Source organism: Ruegeria sp. H7 (genome assembly GCF_056532945.1).
On record NZ_JBQFNZ010000004.1, the window covers coordinates 65,764 to 84,192 of the forward strand.

At 59.7% G+C, this 18,429-nt stretch carries 13 protein-coding genes; 6 read left to right on the plus strand and 7 right to left on the minus strand.

Annotation, left to right across the window (positions count from 1 at the left end; translation table 11 throughout):
• Position 1: 1 nt before the first annotated feature.
• Entirely contained in the window at positions 2 to 1,456 is a 1,455-nt protein-coding gene (locus ACR0AC_RS10900) for an aldehyde dehydrogenase family protein (protein WP_480873303.1), read from the minus strand.
• Between the two features lie 73 nt (positions 1,457 to 1,529).
• On the minus strand, positions 1,530 to 2,618 hold the full coding sequence (locus ACR0AC_RS10905; RefSeq protein WP_170622604.1) for an aromatic ring-hydroxylating oxygenase subunit alpha: 1,089 nt from the start codon (positions 2,616 to 2,618) through the stop codon (positions 1,530 to 1,532).
• 272 nt (positions 2,619 to 2,890) lie between these two features.
• Between ACR0AC_RS10905 and ACR0AC_RS10910 the strand changes: the two genes are divergently transcribed.
• The 3 genes from ACR0AC_RS10910 to ACR0AC_RS10920 all read left to right on the plus strand — a co-directional run bounded on the left by ACR0AC_RS10910 (position 2,891) and on the right by ACR0AC_RS10920 (position 7,424).
• On the plus strand, positions 2,891 to 5,377 hold the full coding sequence (locus ACR0AC_RS10910) for an FAD-dependent oxidoreductase (RefSeq protein WP_480873305.1): 2,487 nt from the start codon (positions 2,891 to 2,893) through the stop codon (positions 5,375 to 5,377).
• 1 nt (position 5,378) lies between these two features.
• On the plus strand, positions 5,379 to 6,482 hold the full coding sequence (locus ACR0AC_RS10915) for a mandelate racemase/muconate lactonizing enzyme family protein (RefSeq protein WP_480873307.1): 1,104 nt from the start codon (positions 5,379 to 5,381) through the stop codon (positions 6,480 to 6,482).
• 108 nt (positions 6,483 to 6,590) lie between these two features.
• A complete protein-coding gene (locus ACR0AC_RS10920) occupies positions 6,591 to 7,424 on the plus strand; it encodes an HTD2 family dehydratase (protein WP_480873309.1) in 834 nt (277 codons plus the stop codon).
• Positions 7,425 to 7,442: 18 nt separating this feature from the next.
• Here ACR0AC_RS10920 and ACR0AC_RS10925 read toward each other — a convergent pair whose 3' ends face one another.
• Positions 7,443 to 8,342: a LysR family transcriptional regulator gene (locus tag ACR0AC_RS10925; RefSeq protein ID WP_480873311.1), complete on the minus strand. Its 900-nt coding sequence runs from the start codon at positions 8,340 to 8,342 to the stop codon at positions 7,443 to 7,445.
• Between the two features lie 17 nt (positions 8,343 to 8,359).
• Here ACR0AC_RS10925 and ACR0AC_RS10930 point away from each other — a divergent pair, with 17 nt between their 5' ends.
• Together ACR0AC_RS10930 and ACR0AC_RS10935 are read left to right on the plus strand one after the other, a co-directional pair.
• Positions 8,360 to 9,286 carry a hypothetical protein gene (locus ACR0AC_RS10930; RefSeq protein WP_480873312.1) on the plus strand — a complete coding sequence of 309 codons (927 nt, stop codon included), beginning with the start codon at positions 8,360 to 8,362 and terminating at the stop codon, positions 9,284 to 9,286.
• Between the two features lie 2 nt (positions 9,287 to 9,288).
• Positions 9,289 to 10,041 (plus strand): sulfotransferase-like domain-containing protein, encoded by a 753-nt coding sequence (locus ACR0AC_RS10935; protein ID WP_480873314.1) that lies wholly within the window; start codon positions 9,289 to 9,291, stop codon positions 10,039 to 10,041.
• Positions 10,042 to 10,145: 104 nt separating this feature from the next.
• On the opposite strand, the gene ACR0AC_RS10940 is transcribed toward ACR0AC_RS10935, so the two are convergent.
• Positions 10,146 to 12,614, minus strand: a complete 2,469-nt coding sequence (locus ACR0AC_RS10940) for a GcvT family protein (protein WP_480873316.1) — start codon at positions 12,612 to 12,614, stop codon at positions 10,146 to 10,148.
• Between the two features lie 41 nt (positions 12,615 to 12,655).
• A complete protein-coding gene (locus ACR0AC_RS10945; protein WP_480873318.1) occupies positions 12,656 to 14,167 on the minus strand; it encodes a trimethylamine methyltransferase family protein in 1,512 nt (503 codons plus the stop codon).
• 95 nt (positions 14,168 to 14,262) lie between these two features.
• Between ACR0AC_RS10945 and ACR0AC_RS10950 the strand changes: the two genes are divergently transcribed.
• Positions 14,263 to 15,171 carry a LysR substrate-binding domain-containing protein gene (locus ACR0AC_RS10950; protein WP_480584093.1) on the plus strand — a complete coding sequence of 303 codons (909 nt, stop codon included), beginning with the start codon at positions 14,263 to 14,265 and terminating at the stop codon, positions 15,169 to 15,171.
• 5 nt (positions 15,172 to 15,176) lie between these two features.
• On the opposite strand, the gene ACR0AC_RS10955 is transcribed toward ACR0AC_RS10950, so the two are convergent.
• Together ACR0AC_RS10955 and ACR0AC_RS10960 are read right to left on the minus strand one after the other, a co-directional pair.
• Positions 15,177 to 16,652, minus strand: a complete 1,476-nt coding sequence (locus ACR0AC_RS10955) for a M81 family metallopeptidase (protein WP_480873320.1) — start codon at positions 16,650 to 16,652, stop codon at positions 15,177 to 15,179.
• 80 nt (positions 16,653 to 16,732) lie between these two features.
• Positions 16,733 to 18,334, minus strand: coding sequence for an ABC transporter substrate-binding protein (locus ACR0AC_RS10960; RefSeq protein ID WP_480873322.1), 1,602 nt, complete (start codon positions 18,332 to 18,334; stop codon positions 16,733 to 16,735).
• Between the last annotated feature and the right edge of the window lie 95 nt (positions 18,335 to 18,429).

Below are 18,429 nucleotides of genomic sequence, written 5' to 3' on the forward strand. Positions count from 1 at the left end.
CTTATGCCCTCAACCGGATCGCGACGTTCTTGGTTTGCACGTAGTTCCACAGCGCCTCGCGGCCCTTTTCGCGCCCATATCCGGATTTTCCATATCCACCAAACGGGGTTTCGACGCCGCCTGCAAACCATTCATTCACAAAGACCTGACCGGCGCGGATTTGTCGGGCCGCCTGCGTGGCGCGGTCAATATCGCGGGTAAAGACGCCCCCGACCAGACCATAAGGGGTGCCGTTGGCAATCTCGATCGCCTCGGCGTCGGATTTGAACTTCAGGACCGACAGAACTGGGGCAAAGGCCTCTTCATTGGCGATGGTCATATCGGGTGAAACATCGCACAGGATGGTCGGTTCCAGAAACGCGCCGGGCCGGTTCAGCTTGCGCCCACCGGTTGCCGCCCTGGCCCCGTCCGACACGGCTTGCGATACCATGCCAAAGGCGCGGTCCCGTTGGGCCTGACTGACCATGGCACCCATGTTGGCACCGAATTCGGCGCGCTCGATCCCTGCACCGACCGACAGCCCTTCGGCCATGTCCACCAGTTTTCCGACAAGCGTGTCATGCACATCCTCATGCACGATCACGCGGCTCATGGCGGAACACACTTGTCCGGCATTGAAGAAGATGCCCCAGCGGACATCATTGGTGAAGGCGTCGATATCGGCATCGCTATGAACGATGGCTGCCGATTTTCCGCCCAGCTCCAACACACAAGGTACAACGTTTTGCGCTGCTGCGGTGGCGATAGCGACGCCTGTGGGAACCGAGCCGGTGAAGACGATCTGGTTGACCTGCGGGTGAGCGGACAGGGCTGCACCGGCCTCGTGCCCCAAGCCGCACAGGATATTCACCGCGCCTGCGGGCAGGCCAACCGCTTCGGCCGCGTGGGCGAACCAGGCGTTGGTCAGCGGGGTCAGTTCAGGTGTCTTGATCACGCAGGTGTTGCCCGTGGCCAGCGCGGCCGACAAAGACCGCGCCGTCATTTCGACCGGGTAATTCCACGGGATGATCTGCGCCGAAACCCCGTAAGGTTCGTAGGTGGTGAAGTCGAAGTAATTCGCCCCCAGCGGGATCGAGCGCCCCTCGACCGTTTCGGCCTGATTGCCGTAATATTCGAAATAACGCGCTGCGCCCTCGACCTCGATCCGCGCTTCCCAAAGGGGTTTACCCTGTTCCAGCGTCAGAACGGGCGCGATCTCATCGATATGATCCAGCAGATAGCGACCGATGGCCTGAACCATCCGCCCGCGTTCGACCGGGCGCAGCGCGCCAAGCGCGCCTGACAGATGCACCCGGCGCGCGGCCTGAACGGCGCGGTCCACGTCAGCGGCATCGGCCAAAGCGTGTTCGGCCAGTTTCTCACCCGTGGCGGGATCGACAACATCAATGCGGCCCGCGCCGCCATCGACCCATTGCCCGTCGATATAGTTCTGCCAATAGGGTTTCACGTCATGCATATCTCGCGCCTCCGGGTATTCAGGGAACGCGCTTGGCATTCCTAGAACAACTTGTCTTTCGCTATTCTGAGTTTCAGTCGACCGCGTCGCGCATCCATTGCTGCAACTTGGCAATCGAATGCTCGCTCATCACGCCGCCCTCGGGGTCCAGCACCAGTGGGCCAGGCACGTAGCCTTTTGATTTCAAACCACGATAGACGGATTCGACCAGACGAATATCCTCGGCCACAGTGGTTTCCCGGTCCTGCACGGCAAGCCCGCGGATCACATCGCTTTCATGGCCGCCTTCGGTATACCAGCCACGCCAGACCGTGCAGCTATCGACGGTTTCAGCACGCCAGTGATAGGTGTTCAGCACATTGCCCGGATAGCACTGGAACGAGAACATCGGCCACAGAAACCACGATTGGTAATCACCCGCATGCGGCACCGTCATGTCGATGGGGTAAGTCATCTTTTCAAGGGCCTGACACTCGGTCGTGTGGCGCAGAACATAGCCGCCATCTGAATCCGGCTGAATGTCATAGGTTTCAGGTTTAACCACGCCTTCCGCGAAGGTCGGGTGGTTGGTCGGGCAGTGATAGCATTCCGAGTAATTCTCGACCGAAACCTTCCAGTTGCAGCTTTCGGGGATTTCCACCCATTCCAACGGCGCAAGGTCATTGATCTGTGGGACAAATTCGGCGATCTCTTCCCGCACGCCGGGATACCATTCGTCCATAGGCGCGGCGTCCCTGTCGAGATTGACGAAGATGAAGCCCAGAAAGATCTCGGTCCGAACCTCGGTCAGGCAAATCTTTTCGCGATCAAATCCGGGCACTTTCTTGATATTCGGCCCGGCGCGCAGGCCGCCGGTCAGCTCATAGGTCCATTGGTGGTAGGGGCACACAACAACGCGCGTGTTCCCGGTGCCGGTCACCATCTCATGGGCGCGATGCTGGCACACGTTATAGAAGGTGCGGATCACCTCATCCCGCCCGCGAATGGCAAACAGGTTCTGCCCGGCGATCTGAAACGCAAAATAGTCGCCGACATTTGGGATATCCGCCGAATGCCCCGCAAATTGCCAGGTCCGCGCCAGAAGGCCGTTCATCTCATTCTCGAAGACGGCGGAATCCGTATAGTAGCTGGCGTCCAGCGAATGGGTGAGCGGCTTATTCATTTGGGTTCCTCATCCTAGAAGCCAGGGTGCTGGGGGTGATCGCAAAAGGTCCGAACAGTCCCAGTGTCAGCACAAAACGCAACGACCTTGCGTGCCTTGGGCGACAGCGAATCCGATACCAGCGACAAACCGTTCTCGTCGCGGGCCGATTCACGCATTTGTTCCATTCCGATCCGTTTCTCGATCATTTGTATCATTTATCATTGACCGTGGTACATTTGTTTGAATATCAAATCCACAGAAATCTGCGACTCTCGAACAGGAATTTTGCGATGTCCAAAAAAGAACTGCCGCAGCGTGCAAAGGTCGTCATTGTTGGCGGCGGCGTCATGGGTTGCGGCCTGGCCTATCATCTGGGGCATGAGGGCTGGGGGGACGACACCGTCCTGCTGGAAAAGGCCGAACTGACCAGCGGGTCGACATGGCACGCAGCAGGGCAGATCACCCATTCCACCAGTTCTTACGGGCTGGGGCGGATGGTCGATTACAACATCGGCCTTTATTCCAAGACGCTTGAGGAAGAGACAGGGCAGGCGGTCACCTGGCACGGCTGCGGCTCGTTCCGGCTGGCCTATACCGAGGATGAGATGGACTGGCTGCGCCACACCCTGTCCGTCGGCCGTTCGCTGGGTTTCAATATCGAGCTGGTGAGGCCGGACTTCATCGCAGAAAAGCACCCCTTCTATAATCTGGAAGGCGTTCTGGGCGCGCTTTACACCCCGGATGATGGCCATGTGGACCCGTCAAACGTGACCATGGCGATGGCCACCGGTGCGCGTCAGAAAGGCGTGAAGATCTTTCGCCATTGCCGCGCCACGAACATCACCCAGAATGATGCGGGCGAATGGGTGGTTGAAACCGAAAAGGGCACAATCATTTGCGAGCATGTGGTCAATGCCGGTGGCACCTATGCGCGCCAGATGGGCGAATGGTCGGGCTTGCAACTGCCGATGACCTCGATGACGCACCATTATTTCGTGACCGAGAATGTGCCCGAGTTTCAGGATCTGGACACCGAGCTGCCCGTGATCCGCGACGACAAGATGGTCTCGGGCTATATCCGGATGGAGCAGAAAAAGGGCCTGATCGGGATCTACGAGAAAGAAAACTCGAACTCGGTCTGGCATGACGAGTGCCCGTGGGAATACGAGAACTGGCTATTCGAGGCCGATTATGACCGTGTCATGCCATGGCTTGAGAATTCTCTGGAGCGCATGCCGATCTTTGCGGAACTGGGCATCACCCGTGAGGTCCACGGCGCGATCAGCCACCCGCCGGATGGCAACCCGATGGTTGGGCCTGCGCCGGGCGTCAAGAACTACTGGTGTTGCTGCGGCACCCAGATCGGGATCGGTTGGGGCCCCGGCCTGACACGCGAACTGGCCAAATGGATGGTGCGGGGTGCCGCCGATATCTCGATGCGCGATTACGACCCCCGCCGCTTTGGCAGCTATGCCAAAAAGGACTGGCAGGTCATCAAAGCGCATGAGGATTACAAGCTGCGCCACGAGATTCCCTTCCCGCATTTCAACCGACTGGAAGGTCGCCCGATCAAGCCGTCACCGCTCTATGAGATCCTCAAGGACAAAGGCGCGGTGTATGAAGAGGTTTACGGGTTTGAGCGCCCCCGCTGGTTTGCGATGGACGGCGTCGAGCAACGCGACCACTACAGCTTCCGCCGCAATGTGGTGCATGATGTGGTGGGCGCCGAGGTAAAAGCCGTACGCCAAGGCGTCGGCATTATGGACGTCACCGCCTTTACCAAGGTCGAGGTTTCGGGCCCGGACGCATACGCATTGTTGGACCGTCTGACCGCCAACAAGATGCCGCAGAAAACCGGCTCGATCACGCTGACCCATATGCTGAACCGCCGGGGTCGGGTCGAGTTGGAAACCACGCTGGTGCGCATGGCGGATGACCGGTTCTATCTGGTCTGCGCCGCCTTCTTCGAACAGCGCCTGCTGGACCACCTGAACCACAACCGCGCCGATGAGGATGTAATCATCACGGCGCTGTCCGCCGGATGGTCGGCCCTGTCGCTGAACGGCCCGAAATCGCGGGATGTTCTGGCGCAATGCACCGATGCGGATCTGTCGAATGCAGGGTTCCGCTGGCTGTCGGCACAGGAAATCACCGTTGCAGGCCACAAGGTCTGGGCGTTCCGGATGTCCTACGCGGGTGAGTTGGGTTGGGAGCTGCACATGCCTGACGCGGCCTGCGTTGACGTCTATTCCGCGCTCTGGGCCGCAGGTGCGCCCTCTGGCATCGTCAATTACGGGTCCTTCGCGATGAACGCGATGCGGATGGAAAAAGCCTTCCCCGGTGCGGGCGAATTGACCAATGAGGTCACGCTGCCCGAGGCCAATGTGGGCCGCTTCATGAAGCTGGACAAAGACTATCTGGGCGTTGAGGCCACCCGTGTCAGCGCGCAACAGGCCGAGACGGGCGAGATGCCGTGGATCTGCGCCTATCTGGAGATCGAACCGGACGGGGTCGAAGACGGCCATGGCGGCGAAGCCGTTGTTGTAAATGGCGAAATCGTCGGCGCAACGGCCTCGGTCGCCTATGGCCATACGGTCGGTAAAATTCTGGCCTTTGCCTATATCAAACCGCGCGCACATGTGCCCGGCACCGAGATCGAAGTCATCATAGCGGGCAAGCCGCGCAAAGGGTGCATTCTGGGTGAGCCAGCCTATGACCCGGCCAGCCTGCTGCCGCGCACCGACGCCCCACAGCTTGAACAAGTAGAGGAAGCCTGACGTGAAGATCACGCGCATCGCGCTGTGGGAAGTCCCCCTGACCAGCCATGAGACCTACTACATGGCAGACGGAAAAACCTGCGACACCACAACCTCGGTGGTGTTGCGGATCGACACCGACACCGGGCTGCAAGGATGGGGTGAGGTCTGCCCCATTCCCCATTACCTGCCTGCCTACGCCAAGGGCGTGGTGCCTGCGGTAACGGAACTGGCCCCGGTTCTGATCGGGGCCGACCCGGTTGGCCCTGAAACACTGATGGAAAAACTGAACTCGTATCTTCAGGGCCACGGTTATGCCAAATCCGCCCTTGATACAGCCCTTTGGGATTTGACGGCGCAGGCGGCGGGCTTGCCGCTGCATCGCCTGTTGGGTGGGAGGCAGGTCAAGGACATGCCCCTTTATCACTCGATCACCTGCGTCGCGCCGGACGAAATGGCGCGCATGGCGCGGGATGCCTATGACAAGGGCATGCGCCAGTTTCAGGTCAAGCTGGGCGCCGACAATGACTGGCAGATGGATGTCGAACGTCTGGCCAAGGTGCGCAAGGCCGTTGGGGCAGGGCCCCTGGTCTATGGCGATTGGAACTGCGGCAGCGATGCGCTGTCGGCGATCCGTGTGGGACGCGCCGCTGCGCATCTGGACGTGATGCTGGAACAACCCTGCACCACCTTGCAGGAATGCGCCCATGTCCAGCGCACCACCGGTCTGCCGATGAAGATCGACGAGAACGCCCATGACATCGCCTCGGTGATCGAGGCGCATCAGGCCGGTTGTATGCAGGCCGCAGCGTTGAAACTGTCCAAGATGGGTGGCCTGTCGGCGATGCGGCAAATCCGCGATCTGTGCCTGACCCTGGGCACCCGGATGTGCGTCGAGGATACATGGGGCAGTGACATCACCACGGCGGCGCTGCTGCATCTGGCGGCATCGACACCGGCGCGCGGCATCATGAACACCTGCGACCTGAGCCACTATGTCGGCCCGCGTCTGGCACCGGATGGCCCGGTGCGTGAAAACGGCCGTATCGCCCCGCCCGAAGGGCCGGGGCTTGGCGTCACACCTGATGCGGACGCGCTTGGCCAGCCGGTCACGATCATCGACTGACCTCGGTGGCAGCCCCAGTTCACCGGGCTGCCGCCTTGCCCCTGGCACCGGTCGATCCTACGCTGCGCCAGCGGCACAAGTGCCCTGGCAATTGCAGGCGAACTCACCATGTCCAAGCCCCTCGACAGTTGGATCGGACGAACCGAGACCCACAGGGACGTTCTGCGGCCCGAGCCTGCGCGCTTCATGCAGGCGACTCTGGGGTGGACCCCCAGCCTTCAGGTCGGCGACCCGCTGCCGCCGCTGTGGCACTGGCTTTATTTCCTTGAGGCGCAGCCGATGGATGGCCTGGGGCGCGATGGCCACCCAAAGAAAGGTGGTTTTCTACCCCCCGTGTCGCTGCCCCGACGCATGTGGGCCGGAGGGCGATTTGTCTTTCACAACCCGTTGCCTATGGGGGTGTGGGTCGAAAAACGCTCGACCATCAAAAGCGTCGTGGAAAAGACCGGTCGCAGCGGCCCGCTTTGCTTTGTAACCGTCCTGCACGAGCTGATGCTTGAGGATGGCACCCTCGCCCTGACCGAAGAACATGACATCGTCTATCGCGAAGACCCACATCCCGATGCGCCACAGCCGATCCCGCCCGTGGCACCCACGGATGCGCAAATCTCTGAGCATGTGGCGCCGTCTCAGGTCATGCTGTTTCGCTACTCGGCGCTGACGTTCAATGGCCACCGCATTCACTATGACGTTGATTATGCTAGGTCGGTCGAAGGGTACGACGGGTTGGTTTTCCACGGCCCACTGACCGCCACGCTTCTTGTCGATCTGGCCTGCCGGACAATAGGCAAATCGCCAAAAACCTTCGCGTTTCGTGGGCTGTCGCCGATTGCGGGCATGGTCCCGTTTAATATCGAGGGCAACAGAACCGGCAAAGATATCCAGCTTTGGGCGCGGCGTCAGGACGGTGTCAAAGCGATGGACGCCAAGGCGACATTCTGATCCGTTGCCCAAACCCTGTCAGCGCTGATCCAGATGCTCCAGCAAAGACAGGCACTTATGCGCAACCGGGTTCTGTTGGCCGAACCGAGTCAGGCGCGCGAAGAACTTGGTTTTGTTTGAATGCCAGTCGACCGGCATCTCGACCAAGGCGCCCCGGGTCAGGTACGAATCCACAAAGCTGCGCCAGCCAAGGCCCAAACCTTGCCCTGCGGCAGCGGCTTCCAGCAGGTAGACATAGCTGTCAAACTCTTCGGCAATCGGCCACCCGGCATAGGCGGGATGCACATTCACCCAGTCGGGCCAGTCCATCCATCCGAAATTCTCTTTCTGCAACCTGAGCAGAGGAGGGGGCTTGGCCTTGCCCGCAAGGGCGGCAACAGCCTGTTCAACGATGGCGGGCGTGCCGACTGGCTTGATCTCTTCCTCGCACAAAACCACATGCGGCGCGTCCGGAGTGGCCGAAGCGTATTCAAAGACGATATCGGCCCCGGTATCAATGGCGGCGGTCAATAGGTTGTATTCCGCTGTCAGCAATCGCAGCTCGGACCCGCTTCCCAACGCCCTGCGCAACGCGCCATAGCGCGGCATCAACAGAAGATGCGATACCGAATGGGAACACACAACTGTCACCTCGCTTTGCGGACGCGCCAGGCTGTTCACAGCGGATTGCATTTTATCCAGCGTCTGCGCGACAGAATGATAAAAATCCCTGCCTTTTCTGGTCAGTGAAACGCGCGCGCCTTGCCGCTCGAACAAGGTGGTTCCGAACCGGATTTCCAGATTTCGGATATGTCGGCTGATCGCGGGCTGCGATGTCCTCAGCTCTTCTGCGGCCCGCGCAAAACCCTGTAATCGTGCCACCGCCTCAAACGCAATCATCGCGTTGATCGACGGCAGGTTATATTTGCGCTGACTCATATCAGTTTTGATATTGAATGCTGCACGTCAAAGCAATGGCATTTCGGGCTGCGCGGCAGCAAGGTCCGAAAACCCACCACAGGTTCGGAACGGCACAAGGCTGGCGCATGGAAAGCTATGTAAAACCCCCAAAATGGCAGAACCCCAAGGTCAAGCTGTTCCCGCATCAGGTGGGGTTTACCGCCCCGCCACATGACTTTGACGCAGCACCTTCGGACTTTCTGCGCATGGCCCCGCGCAGCGTGGGCGTGCATGGCCGGATGCTGCATGTACCGGACTACGCGCACCGTCTGGATCAGCGGCAAAAGAACTTTGGCCTTTTGGAAGAATTCGTCGAATGCATGGCCAATAACGGTGCGGATGTCTGCGGTCAGGTCGGCTCGAACTGGGTGCATGCCAGCGGTCTGGGTGTCGAGGGCATCCGGCAACATTGCGAGCAACTCAGCGACAAATACCAGACCCCCTTTCACATGGCGGGTTATGCCATGGTCGAGGCGCTGCGCGCGTTGAATGTTGAAAAGGTGGCGCTGAACGCCTGCTACCACCCCGACAGTTGGTATACCGGCACCGTTGGCTTCCTGCGCGAAGCCGGGTTTGATGTGGTTTGGGCGGGCAATTTCTTCGATCAGGGTTGGTTTGAAAGTCAGGACGCGGTTGACGACTGCATCTGGTGCTTTGACGAGGACCTGTTGTGGAAATCCTTCGACTACACGGCAGAGCAGGCCCCGAATGTGGACGCCTACCTGATCAACGGGATGAGCAACTATCGCCGCCCATCTGACGGGATCGCACAACGCCCGGTGCATTATGAGGTCGCGCTGGAAAGCCGTTTGGGCAAACCGATCATCGGCCATGACACGGCGCTGTACTGGCGGATTTTCAAGACACTCGGCATTGCCCCGGAAACGCAGCAGGGCCGATTGCTCTCATCACTGAAAGGCTGAACATGCACAAAATCGTCGCCCTTTGGGCCATCCCACGCTCAACCTCGACCGCGTTTGAATGGATGATGCGTCAGCGCGGCGATCTGGACTGTCTGCATGAACCTTTCGGCGAAGCCTGGTATCAGGGCGAGGATCCCATGTGGCCCCGGTTCAAGGAAGGTGAGAAAACAACGCCCGGCCTGACCCTTGAAAGCGTGTGGAAGGACGTCAAGGCCCGCGCCGAGAAAAGCCCCGTCTTCATCAAGGATTTCCCGCATTATATCAATCACATGTGGGATGCCGAGTTCCTGTCTCATTTCACCCATGCTTTCCTGATCCGCGATCCGGCCAAAACGATCACGTCAATGTATAACAAGTGGCCCGATTTCGACGAGTTAGAGGTCGGCTTTCCCGAGCAACGCGCGCTTTACGATCTTCTGACTGCCTTGCACGGAACGCCGCCGCCGGTGATCGACAGCGATGATGTGCTGGAGAACCCATACGAAATGACCCAAGCCTTCTGCGAAGCCGTCGGAATCCCGTTCATCGAAGAGGCGCTGAGCTGGGAGGCGGGCGGCGATCCTTCAGCGCATAGCTGGTGGGACGGAGGATCCTTCCACGCAAACCTCGCCAAATCGACCGGCCTTGTCCGGCAGGAACGCAAATATGTCGATCTGTCCAACACCCCGGATCGCGTCCGCCGCGTTCACCGCCGCATGAAGCCGCATTACGACCATTTGTTCCGCAACCGGATCCGGGTGTCGGAAACTGTCTGAGGGATGAAGCAACCGGCTAGGCTGAAGGTGGGGTTTCGACCTTGAAGAAGGTCGAGCAACATTTAACATAACCTTGCTTATAGGTCTTTAATGCACATCGGCTTTTACGCCCGCATGTTGGCCCCGTTTGCATCATAGATGGGTCCGCCCAGAACTTCGGCGTCATAGCATTCACCCAGAATTTCCACCTGAAGCGCCGTGCCCGGAGCGGCATGCTCGGTCGCGACATATCCCATCGCCATGGATCGCCCGACCCGGTGGGCAAAGCCGCCGGATGAGACATATCCAACAGCGGCACCGTCTTTCAGGATCGCCTCGTCGTTTGAAACGTCAATCCCGTCCACGTCGATCGTCATTGTCACCAGTTTCTGCTTCACGCCCTGTGCACGCGACGCCTCAGTCGCATCTTTACCGACGAAATCTTTCTTCCAGTTGATAAACGCGTCCATTCCGCTTTCGACCGCATTGAAATCGGGACGGAATTCCAGGGTCCAGACGCCCCAGCCCTTTTCCAGCCGCATCGACATCAGCGCCCGCGCGCCGTACCAGCGATAACCAAGATCGGCCCCGGCCTCTTCTATGGCCTCAGCCAGACGCAGCAGATATTGCGGTTTGCAGTAGATTTCATAGCCCAACTCGCCACTGAACGAGATGCGGTTCAGAATGACCGGAACCCCGGCCACAAAGGTCTGACGCAGGTCACGGAATTTGAACGCGTCGGCCGAGACATCCTCGCGCGTCAGCCGCGCCAGCACGTCGCGGGATTTTGGACCAGACAGCGCGATGCCATGCCAGTCGTCCGAGACATTGGCATAGGTCACACCGTCGGGCAGATCCTTTTCGAACCAGCGGCGGTGCGCCTCTTGCATTGCACCCGAGCCGAACAGGACAAAGTGATCCTCGGCCAGACAGGCGACAGTCAGATCTCCGTACAGCTTGCCCTTGGGTGTCAGCATCGGCGTCAGTGTCAGGCGACCCGGTTTGGGCACATATCCGGCCAGTACGTGATCCAAATATGCACGCGCGCCTGCGCCCTTGAATTCATGCTTGGCAAAGTTGGCGATCTCGATCCCGCCCACGGCCTCTTGCACAGCCTTGACCTCGCGCGCGACATAGTCGTGGCTGCGATTGCGCTCGAATGTCGGGTCTTCGTGTGCGTCGTCGGGGCCATCTGCGAACCAAAGCGCGTTTTCCAGACCGAACCCCTGCCCCATCCGCGCGCCCTTGGCGACCAGCCGGTCATAAAGCGCGGTGGTTTTCTGCATCCGGCCCTTGGGCAAGGTTTCGTTGGGGAAGGTCATCACAAACCGCCGCTCATAGTTTTCCGAGGACTTGACCGTGCCCCAGTCTGGCGTCGCAAATTCGCCAAATCGCGCAACATCCATGGCCCAGACGTCGATCGAGGGTTCGCCGTCGATCATCCACTCGGCCATGGTCAGGCCGACACCCCCGCCCTGACAAAAGCCCGCCATGACGCCAACCGCGACCCAATAGTTCTTCATCCCCGGTACCGGTCCGATCATCGGGTTGCCATCGGGGCCAAAGGTAAACGGACCGTTGATCATGTCCTTGATCCCGGCCTGACCGATCGTGGGGATACGTTCGAATGACATCTCAAGCCGGTCAGCAATACGGTCGAGGTCGGGTTGCAGCAGTTCGTGCCCAAAGTCCCACGGCGTGCCATCCACTTTCCACGGGGTCGATTTCGGCTCGTAAGTACCCAGCAGCATCCCCTGCCGTTCCTGCCGGAAATAGATGTTGGCCTCATAATCGATCCCGGCAGGCAGGCGACCGGCCTCACCCATGCTTTCCATCCGCTCGGCGATCTGAGGGATTTTTTCAGTGATCAGATAGTGATGTTCCATCGGCTGCACCGGCAGATGGATGCCGGACATATGCCCCACCTCACGCGCCCAAAGGCCGCCGCAATTGACCACATGCTCGGCGTTGATCCGCCCTTTGGGCGTGGTCAGGTCCCAAGACCCGTCCGGCCGCTGAGACATTGCCGTCACCCCGCAATGGGTGAAATATTGCGCCCCATGCACGCGGGCGGATTTGGCAAAAGCATAAGTGGCCCCAGACGGATCAAGATCACCATCCTGATCATCCCATAGCGCCGCATAATAGTGTTTCGGATCGATCAGCGGGTGCCGTTCGGCCAGTTCTGACGGAGAGATGAATTCCTGATGCAGCCCCATATAGCGCGCTTTCGAGCGTTCGCGTTTCAGGTAATCATACCATTCCTTGGTCGAGGCCGCGTAGAACCCGCCAGTGATATGCAGGCCGACCGAATGGCCCGATGTTTCTTCAATCTCTTTATAAAGATCAATGGTATAGCTTTGCAGGCGACTGATATTCGGGTCAGAACTGATCGTGTGAATCTGCCCCGCCGCATGCCAGCTTGAGCCCGAGGTCAGCTCGTCCCGTTCCAGAAGCACTACGTCTTTCCAGCCAAACTTGGCCAGGTGAAACAGGATCGAACAGCCAACAACGCCGCCGCCAATTACAACAACCTTGGCGTGGGACGGCAGCGGTTTACCGGTGGCGGTCTCGTCTTTTTGAATCTCGGGCATGGGGTGTTCCTTACATCATCCGGGTCGCGGCAAGGGGGCGATCAGTACCAGGCATCGGGAAGGGCTTCTTTGCGTTTGGCCACAAACGCCTCCAGGGCTTCGCGCGTGGCCTCTTCGATAGGCGGTGCTTCGTAGTCCTTCAGCATCTGGGTCCAACGGTCATAAGCGCGTGTCCGCATATCTTTCGCGCCTTCATCCTCCCAGCTTTCGACATTCTCGCTGTGGCTCAGCGCGGGTTCATAAAAGGCGTTCTGATAGTGGCGCATGGTGTGACCGCAGCCCAGGAAATGACCGCCGGGGCCGACCTCGGCATAGGCGTCGCGGGCCAGTGCCTCATCCGAGGTATCCAGCCCTAGGCTGAGAACCTTTTGATAAGACCCCAACCGGTCCGCATCCATGATCAGCTTTTCAAACCCGGTGCACAGGCCGCCTTCCAGCCAACCGGCTGAGTGCAGGACAAAATTCGCCCCGGCCAACATGGTCGAATGCATCGAATCCGCGCTTTCATAAGCGGCCTGCGCGTCCTCGATCTTGGATGCCGTCAGCGAGCCACCACAGCGCAGCGGCAGACCCGCGCGGCGGGCCAGGTGGCCGATGGCATAGTTCGAGATCACAGGTTCGGGCATGCCAAAGGTCGGCGCACCGGATTTCAGTGACATCGACGACAGGAAGTTGCCCAGAACAAAGGGCGCGCCGGGTCGGATAAGTTGAACATATGCACAGACCATCATCGCCTCTGCCATGGCCTGCGCGACCGAGGCGGCGGTCGAGACCGGACCCATCGCCCCCGACAGGATGAACGGCACGACGATCATGCCCTGCCCCCGGCTGCTGTAAACCCGCGCGGACTCGGTCACCACCTTGTCGACCAACAGCGGAGAATTGGTGTTCACGTTGCCCATGATGACGCAGTTTTCGGCCATCACATCGGCGCCGAACACAATCTCGGCCATATCGACACTGTCTTGCGCGCGGCTCATCTCGGTGATCGCGCCCAGATGGGGTTTGTCGCTCAGCGTCATATGGGCCAGCAGCATGTCCAGATGGCGCTTGCTGACTGGCACGTCGCAGGGCTCGCAGGTGACAAAGCCGCCGTGATGCAGGTTCGGGTGCATATAGGTCAGGCGCACAAGGTCCTGAAACGCCTTGATGTCACCATAACGCCGACCGCCGTGCAAATCGCGCACAAACGGCGCGCCGTAGATCGGCGCGAAGACCTGATTGCGTCCACCAATCCGAACCGAGCGTTCGGGGTTGCGGGCCAGTTGCGTAAACTCGCGCGGGGCCTTGGCGCACAGGCTGCGGATCCAGTCCGCCGGGGCGCGCACGGTATCGCCTTCGATCCGGGCCCCTTCCCTTTTCCACAATTCCAGCGCCTCGGGGTCGTCGCGAAAGGCGATGCCGGCATCCTGAATGATCCAGTCGACTTGCTGTTCCAGCCGGGCAATCTGCTCTTCATCCAGCAGGTCGTAATATGGTGCTTGCCGTTGGATAAACGGAGACGCTGGCTGCGTGTCCTGTCGTTGTCTGGATCCCCGTGCGCGCCGTGCCATTGCCAACCCTCATCGACTTGTTCGCACATAGTCATACTGCGCAAACGCCCATCTGTGACGGTTGAAAAGAATGATCTTTTGCATAAGCTGAATTTATGCAAAACCTCTGGTCCCAACTCGCATCCCCCCGTCATCTGGTCGTTTTCGAAGCTGCCGCCCGGACCGGGTCATTCACCAAAGCGGCGCAAGAGCTGAATGTGCAGCAACCGGCGGTCAGCGCGTCGATCAAGCAGCTTGAAACCGCGCTTGGCGTGATCCTGTTCCGGCGCAGCCATCGCAGGATCACCCTGACAAATGCGGGAACGCGATTGTTCGCCGATGTGACCCGCGCGTTCGAGATGTTGTCGCATTCCGCATCCTCGATCCGGCAGTTCGCCAGCAATGACCACGTGACACTCAGTGCCTCTTCGGCCTTCAACAACTATTGGCTGGTGCCGCGTATTGCCTCGTTCCAGCAAAAGCACCCAGATATTGACCTGCGCCTGCAATCCAGCGACCGCGAGCCTGACCTGACGGTCGAAACCATCAGTCTTGCGGTGCGGCTAGGCGATGGCAACTGGCCGGATTGCGAGGCGCAGCTGATCTATGACGAGATTATATACCCCGTAGCCGCCCCCCGCGTCATGGCCGCCGCAGTGACCTTGCGTAGTGTGCCGGGCCTGTTGAACCAGCGCCTGATCCATCTTGAGGAACCCATCCGCGAGCGCCCCTCGTGGGATCAGTGGTTCAGCGCGTTCGGCATATCCGAAGTTACGCCCCGCAGCGGTCTGCGTCTCAACGATTACGCATTGGTTTTGCAGGCGGCGATGGCGGGCGAAGGGTTTGCCTTTGGCTGGCACCACATCGTCGAACATCTGGTGCAGCAAGGCGTGTTGGCCGCGCGCCCGGAATGGACATGGAGAACCGGCAAAGGCTTCTATCTGGTCTGGTCGAAATCCCGCCCCCTGACACCCGAGGCCCAGAGTGTCCGCGACTGGATTCTGTCGGCCCGGACGGTTGACTGAGGCCGCTACCCGGTATCCGCAAGGCAGTCATCCACGAACGGGTGTTCGACCGCCGGCCAATAGGGAAGTTTGCGCTTGTGCAGGGCGATGTCACGAAACGCGGGCTGGGTTCCGCCCGGACTGGCGACCTGCAGGATGTGATCCGAGATTTTGCTGAACGGGCCGTAGAAATGGAACAGAGATTTCACCGCCACCGCCGATTTCTCGGCCAGTCGGATACCCATCTGTTCAAACGCTTCGGGGTGGTACACCTGAACGCGCAGGTCGTTGACCAGCAGGTCGATATGGCCGTCCAGACGCAGCCAGACCACGGTGCCCATCGGCTCTAACCCGGTTCCCAGATGCTGACCCAGACCTGTTGCGATATTCATGACCGTCGCCCGCAGATCAATGGGATCGCCTGAAACCGCGCTTGTCTTGCCGCCCAGCCGAACGGTCAACGTGCTGCCGATACCCGCATCCTGACAAATGCGAACAACGCCGGGGTCCCAGAACATCCCGCTGGCAAAATTCCTGAGCCCACGTTCCAGCATGGCGGCCAGCAGATAGGTGGCATCGCCGGGTGCGCCGCCGCCCGAATTGTCACCCATATCCGCCAGAACACACAGCCCTGCGCGCGTTCCTACCTGATCCAGCGCGCTGTCGATCGGCAGATAGTCAGTGGTCACCCGGTGACGCAGATCGAAAAACCGACGGCCCAGTGTCTCGGCCAGTTGGACCGCAAGTTGCGGCTGATTGTCGGTCACGACCAGCATCCGCGCGCCAACATCCGCAACATCCGCCCATGGAAACCCGTGGCTGAGTGACACCGACAACACATCGGGCGCGGACTGAGCGGTGGCCATTTCGGCCACGAAATCCTTCATCGCCCCCGCTTTCGTCAGATAAAGATTCACCATCCGCGCATCATAAAACGCCATGCAAGGCACGATCTCACCCACATGGGCGCGCCGGGCCAGGTCGAATAGCTCAGCCGCGCAGGCGGTGGCGTCGTCATGGGGGTATTCCCTGAAATGCACGATCAGATCGCTGGCCTGCAGCATCCTGTCGGTGAGATGAGAATGCAGGTCCAGAGACACCCCAATCGTGGCATTCGGGCACAGCGCACGGGCGCGGGCCAAAAGGTCGCCCTCGCAATCCTCGATATGTTCGGCCACCATCGCGCCATGCAGTTGCAACAGAATGATATCTGCGCCGCCGCACTCGGTCAGATCAGACAGGATCTCGCCGCTTAACGCATCATAACAGCTACGGGTGGTCGGCCCGGCAGGTTCGGCAATGGCGGCCAGACTTTCGATGACCTGCCACCCCAAGGCCTCTGCTTTCGCGCGCCATAGATGCAGTGCCTCGGTCATCAGGTTGGGCGGCTCCTGCGTTGCGGTTCCGTGGCGCAGAAAATACTCCTCGAACCCCGACATCGCGGTTGGCATGGTGCAGAACGTATTCGTTTCGGTCGATAGCGTTGCAATGAAGAGTTTCATGGAATCCTATCCCCGACACGGCAGAGGACGACCGCAAAAGCCATCCCCTTTTCTTTCACGATACTAGCATAGATCGGCTGCTATTCTGCTTTCCACCAGCGTTCCATAAAGCTGCTGCCATCCAGATCGAGGTTCGAGCCGAATTTTTCCGGCGTGCCGACGCTGGGCCGCGTAGCAAAGACGTATGAGGCAAACATCGGGATCGCAACGCCGCCCTGATTGGCCACGATGTCCTGCATCTCGCCATACATCTGGCGGCGTTTGTCAGTGTCCAACTCGGCCCGCGCCTCGACCAGCAGCTTGTCGAATTTTTCGTGCGACCAGAAGGATTCGTTCCAGGCAACGCCGGACTGGAACGCCAGCGAGAACATCAGATCTTCGACCGGGCGACCGGCCCAGTAGCTGGCGCACCAGGGTTTCTTGGTCCAGACCTCGGACCAGTAGCCATCATTGGGCTCGCGTTTGACGGTGACATTGATCCCGCATTTCGCCGCCGAGTTCGAAATCAGCGTCGCGGCGTCCACCGCACCGGGGAAGGCGGCATCTGACGACGAAAGCTCGACATCCAGCGAGTCCAACCCGGCCTGTTTCAGATAGAATCTCGCCTTGTCGGGGTCGAACGTCTTCTGCTCAAGCTCGGCGTTGAAGTATTTCTGGCCCGATCCGATCGGGTGGTCGTTGCCAACCGCGCCATAGCCCAGCAGGATTTTGTCGACCAATTCCTGCCGGTCGATGCCCCATTTGATCGCCTGACGGATGTTGTTGTCATCAAATGGCGCGGTATTTGTCAGCATCGGGAACGAGTAATGCTGGGTGCCCGCCACCGAATGCAGCGTGACATTGGGATCGCGCGAGATGAATTTGGCGGTTTTTGGATCGACCTTGTCAGCAACGTCAACCGTGCCCGCCGACAGGGCCGCCATACGCGCGGTCGTATCCAGCAGCACCAGCAGCTTCCATTCATCCACATGGGCCACATCATCGTTCCAATGGTTGGCATGACGCACCAGATCGGCTGAGATGCCGGGCTGGAAGTCGGTCAACTGATAGGCCCCGCAGCCAATGCCCGACTGCCAGTCGATACTGTCACCTTCGGCGGGCAGAATGGCAAAACGATAGTCGCTGAGGATGGCCGGAAAGTCCGCATTGCCGCCTTCCAGTTCAAATACGATGGTTTGCGATCCGTCCGCGCGGACCGATTTGACCCCTGCCAACAGCGGCGCACCGGTCGAGGTCGAACCCTCGCCCCGGTGATAGTTGATCGACGCGATCACATCGTCCGAGGTCACGCTGCGACCGCTGTGAAACTCGACCCTGTCGCGCAACTGAAATGTCCAGACCGAGGCATCCGGCGAGGCTTCCCAGGATTGGGCAATCGAAGGCTGAACATTGCTGTCTGCGTCCACAGCCGTCAGGAAGCCATTCACACCCAGGCTCAACGGGATCAGGAAGCCCGCCGAGATCTGCCCCGGATCCAGTTGTTCGGTGGATGCACCGTGGCCGATCCCTGCGACCATGCTGCCACCTTTCTTGGGTGTCGCAGCGATTGCCCGGTCAGCCAGCAAGGTTGCAGCGCTGACGGTCATCCCGGTTGCCAGTACCCCACGCATGAACTGGCGGCGGTCCACCTGACGCATTTGCAGGCGGTATTCCAGTTGCCGCACATACTGAAATTTATCCATTGCTTGACCTCCCCTGGGCATGGATGCGTTGGCCCAAGGATTGCGCGCCCAAATGGGCTTAACAATAACGCCAGATTATGCTTTCTTTAGCGAGT

What these genes read in the sequence shown, in the direction of transcription:
- ACR0AC_RS10900 (WP_480873303.1), bottom strand. Translation starts at nt 1,456, where the DNA reads ATGCATGACGTGAAACCCTATTGGCAGAACTATATCGACGGGCAATGG.
- ACR0AC_RS10905 (WP_170622604.1), bottom strand. Translation starts at nt 2,618, where the DNA reads ATGAATAAGCCGCTCACCCATTCGCTGGACGCCAGCTACTATACGGAT.
- ACR0AC_RS10910 (WP_480873305.1), top strand. Translation starts at nt 2,891, where the DNA reads ATGTCCAAAAAAGAACTGCCGCAGCGTGCAAAGGTCGTCATTGTTGGC.
- ACR0AC_RS10920 (WP_480873309.1), top strand. Translation starts at nt 6,591, where the DNA reads ATGTCCAAGCCCCTCGACAGTTGGATCGGACGAACCGAGACCCACAGG.
- ACR0AC_RS10925 (WP_480873311.1), bottom strand. Translation starts at nt 8,342, where the DNA reads ATGAGTCAGCGCAAATATAACCTGCCGTCGATCAACGCGATGATTGCG.
- ACR0AC_RS10930 (WP_480873312.1), top strand. Translation starts at nt 8,360, where the DNA reads ATGCTGCACGTCAAAGCAATGGCATTTCGGGCTGCGCGGCAGCAAGGT.
- ACR0AC_RS10935 (WP_480873314.1), top strand. Translation starts at nt 9,289, where the DNA reads ATGCACAAAATCGTCGCCCTTTGGGCCATCCCACGCTCAACCTCGACC.
- ACR0AC_RS10940 (WP_480873316.1), bottom strand. Translation starts at nt 12,614, where the DNA reads ATGCCCGAGATTCAAAAAGACGAGACCGCCACCGGTAAACCGCTGCCG.
- ACR0AC_RS10945 (WP_480873318.1), bottom strand. Translation starts at nt 14,167, where the DNA reads ATGGCACGGCGCGCACGGGGATCCAGACAACGACAGGACACGCAGCCA.
- ACR0AC_RS10950 (WP_480584093.1), top strand. Translation starts at nt 14,263, where the DNA reads ATGCAAAACCTCTGGTCCCAACTCGCATCCCCCCGTCATCTGGTCGTT.
- ACR0AC_RS10955 (WP_480873320.1), bottom strand. Translation starts at nt 16,652, where the DNA reads ATGAAACTCTTCATTGCAACGCTATCGACCGAAACGAATACGTTCTGC.
- ACR0AC_RS10960 (WP_480873322.1), bottom strand. Translation starts at nt 18,334, where the DNA reads ATGGATAAATTTCAGTATGTGCGGCAACTGGAATACCGCCTGCAAATG.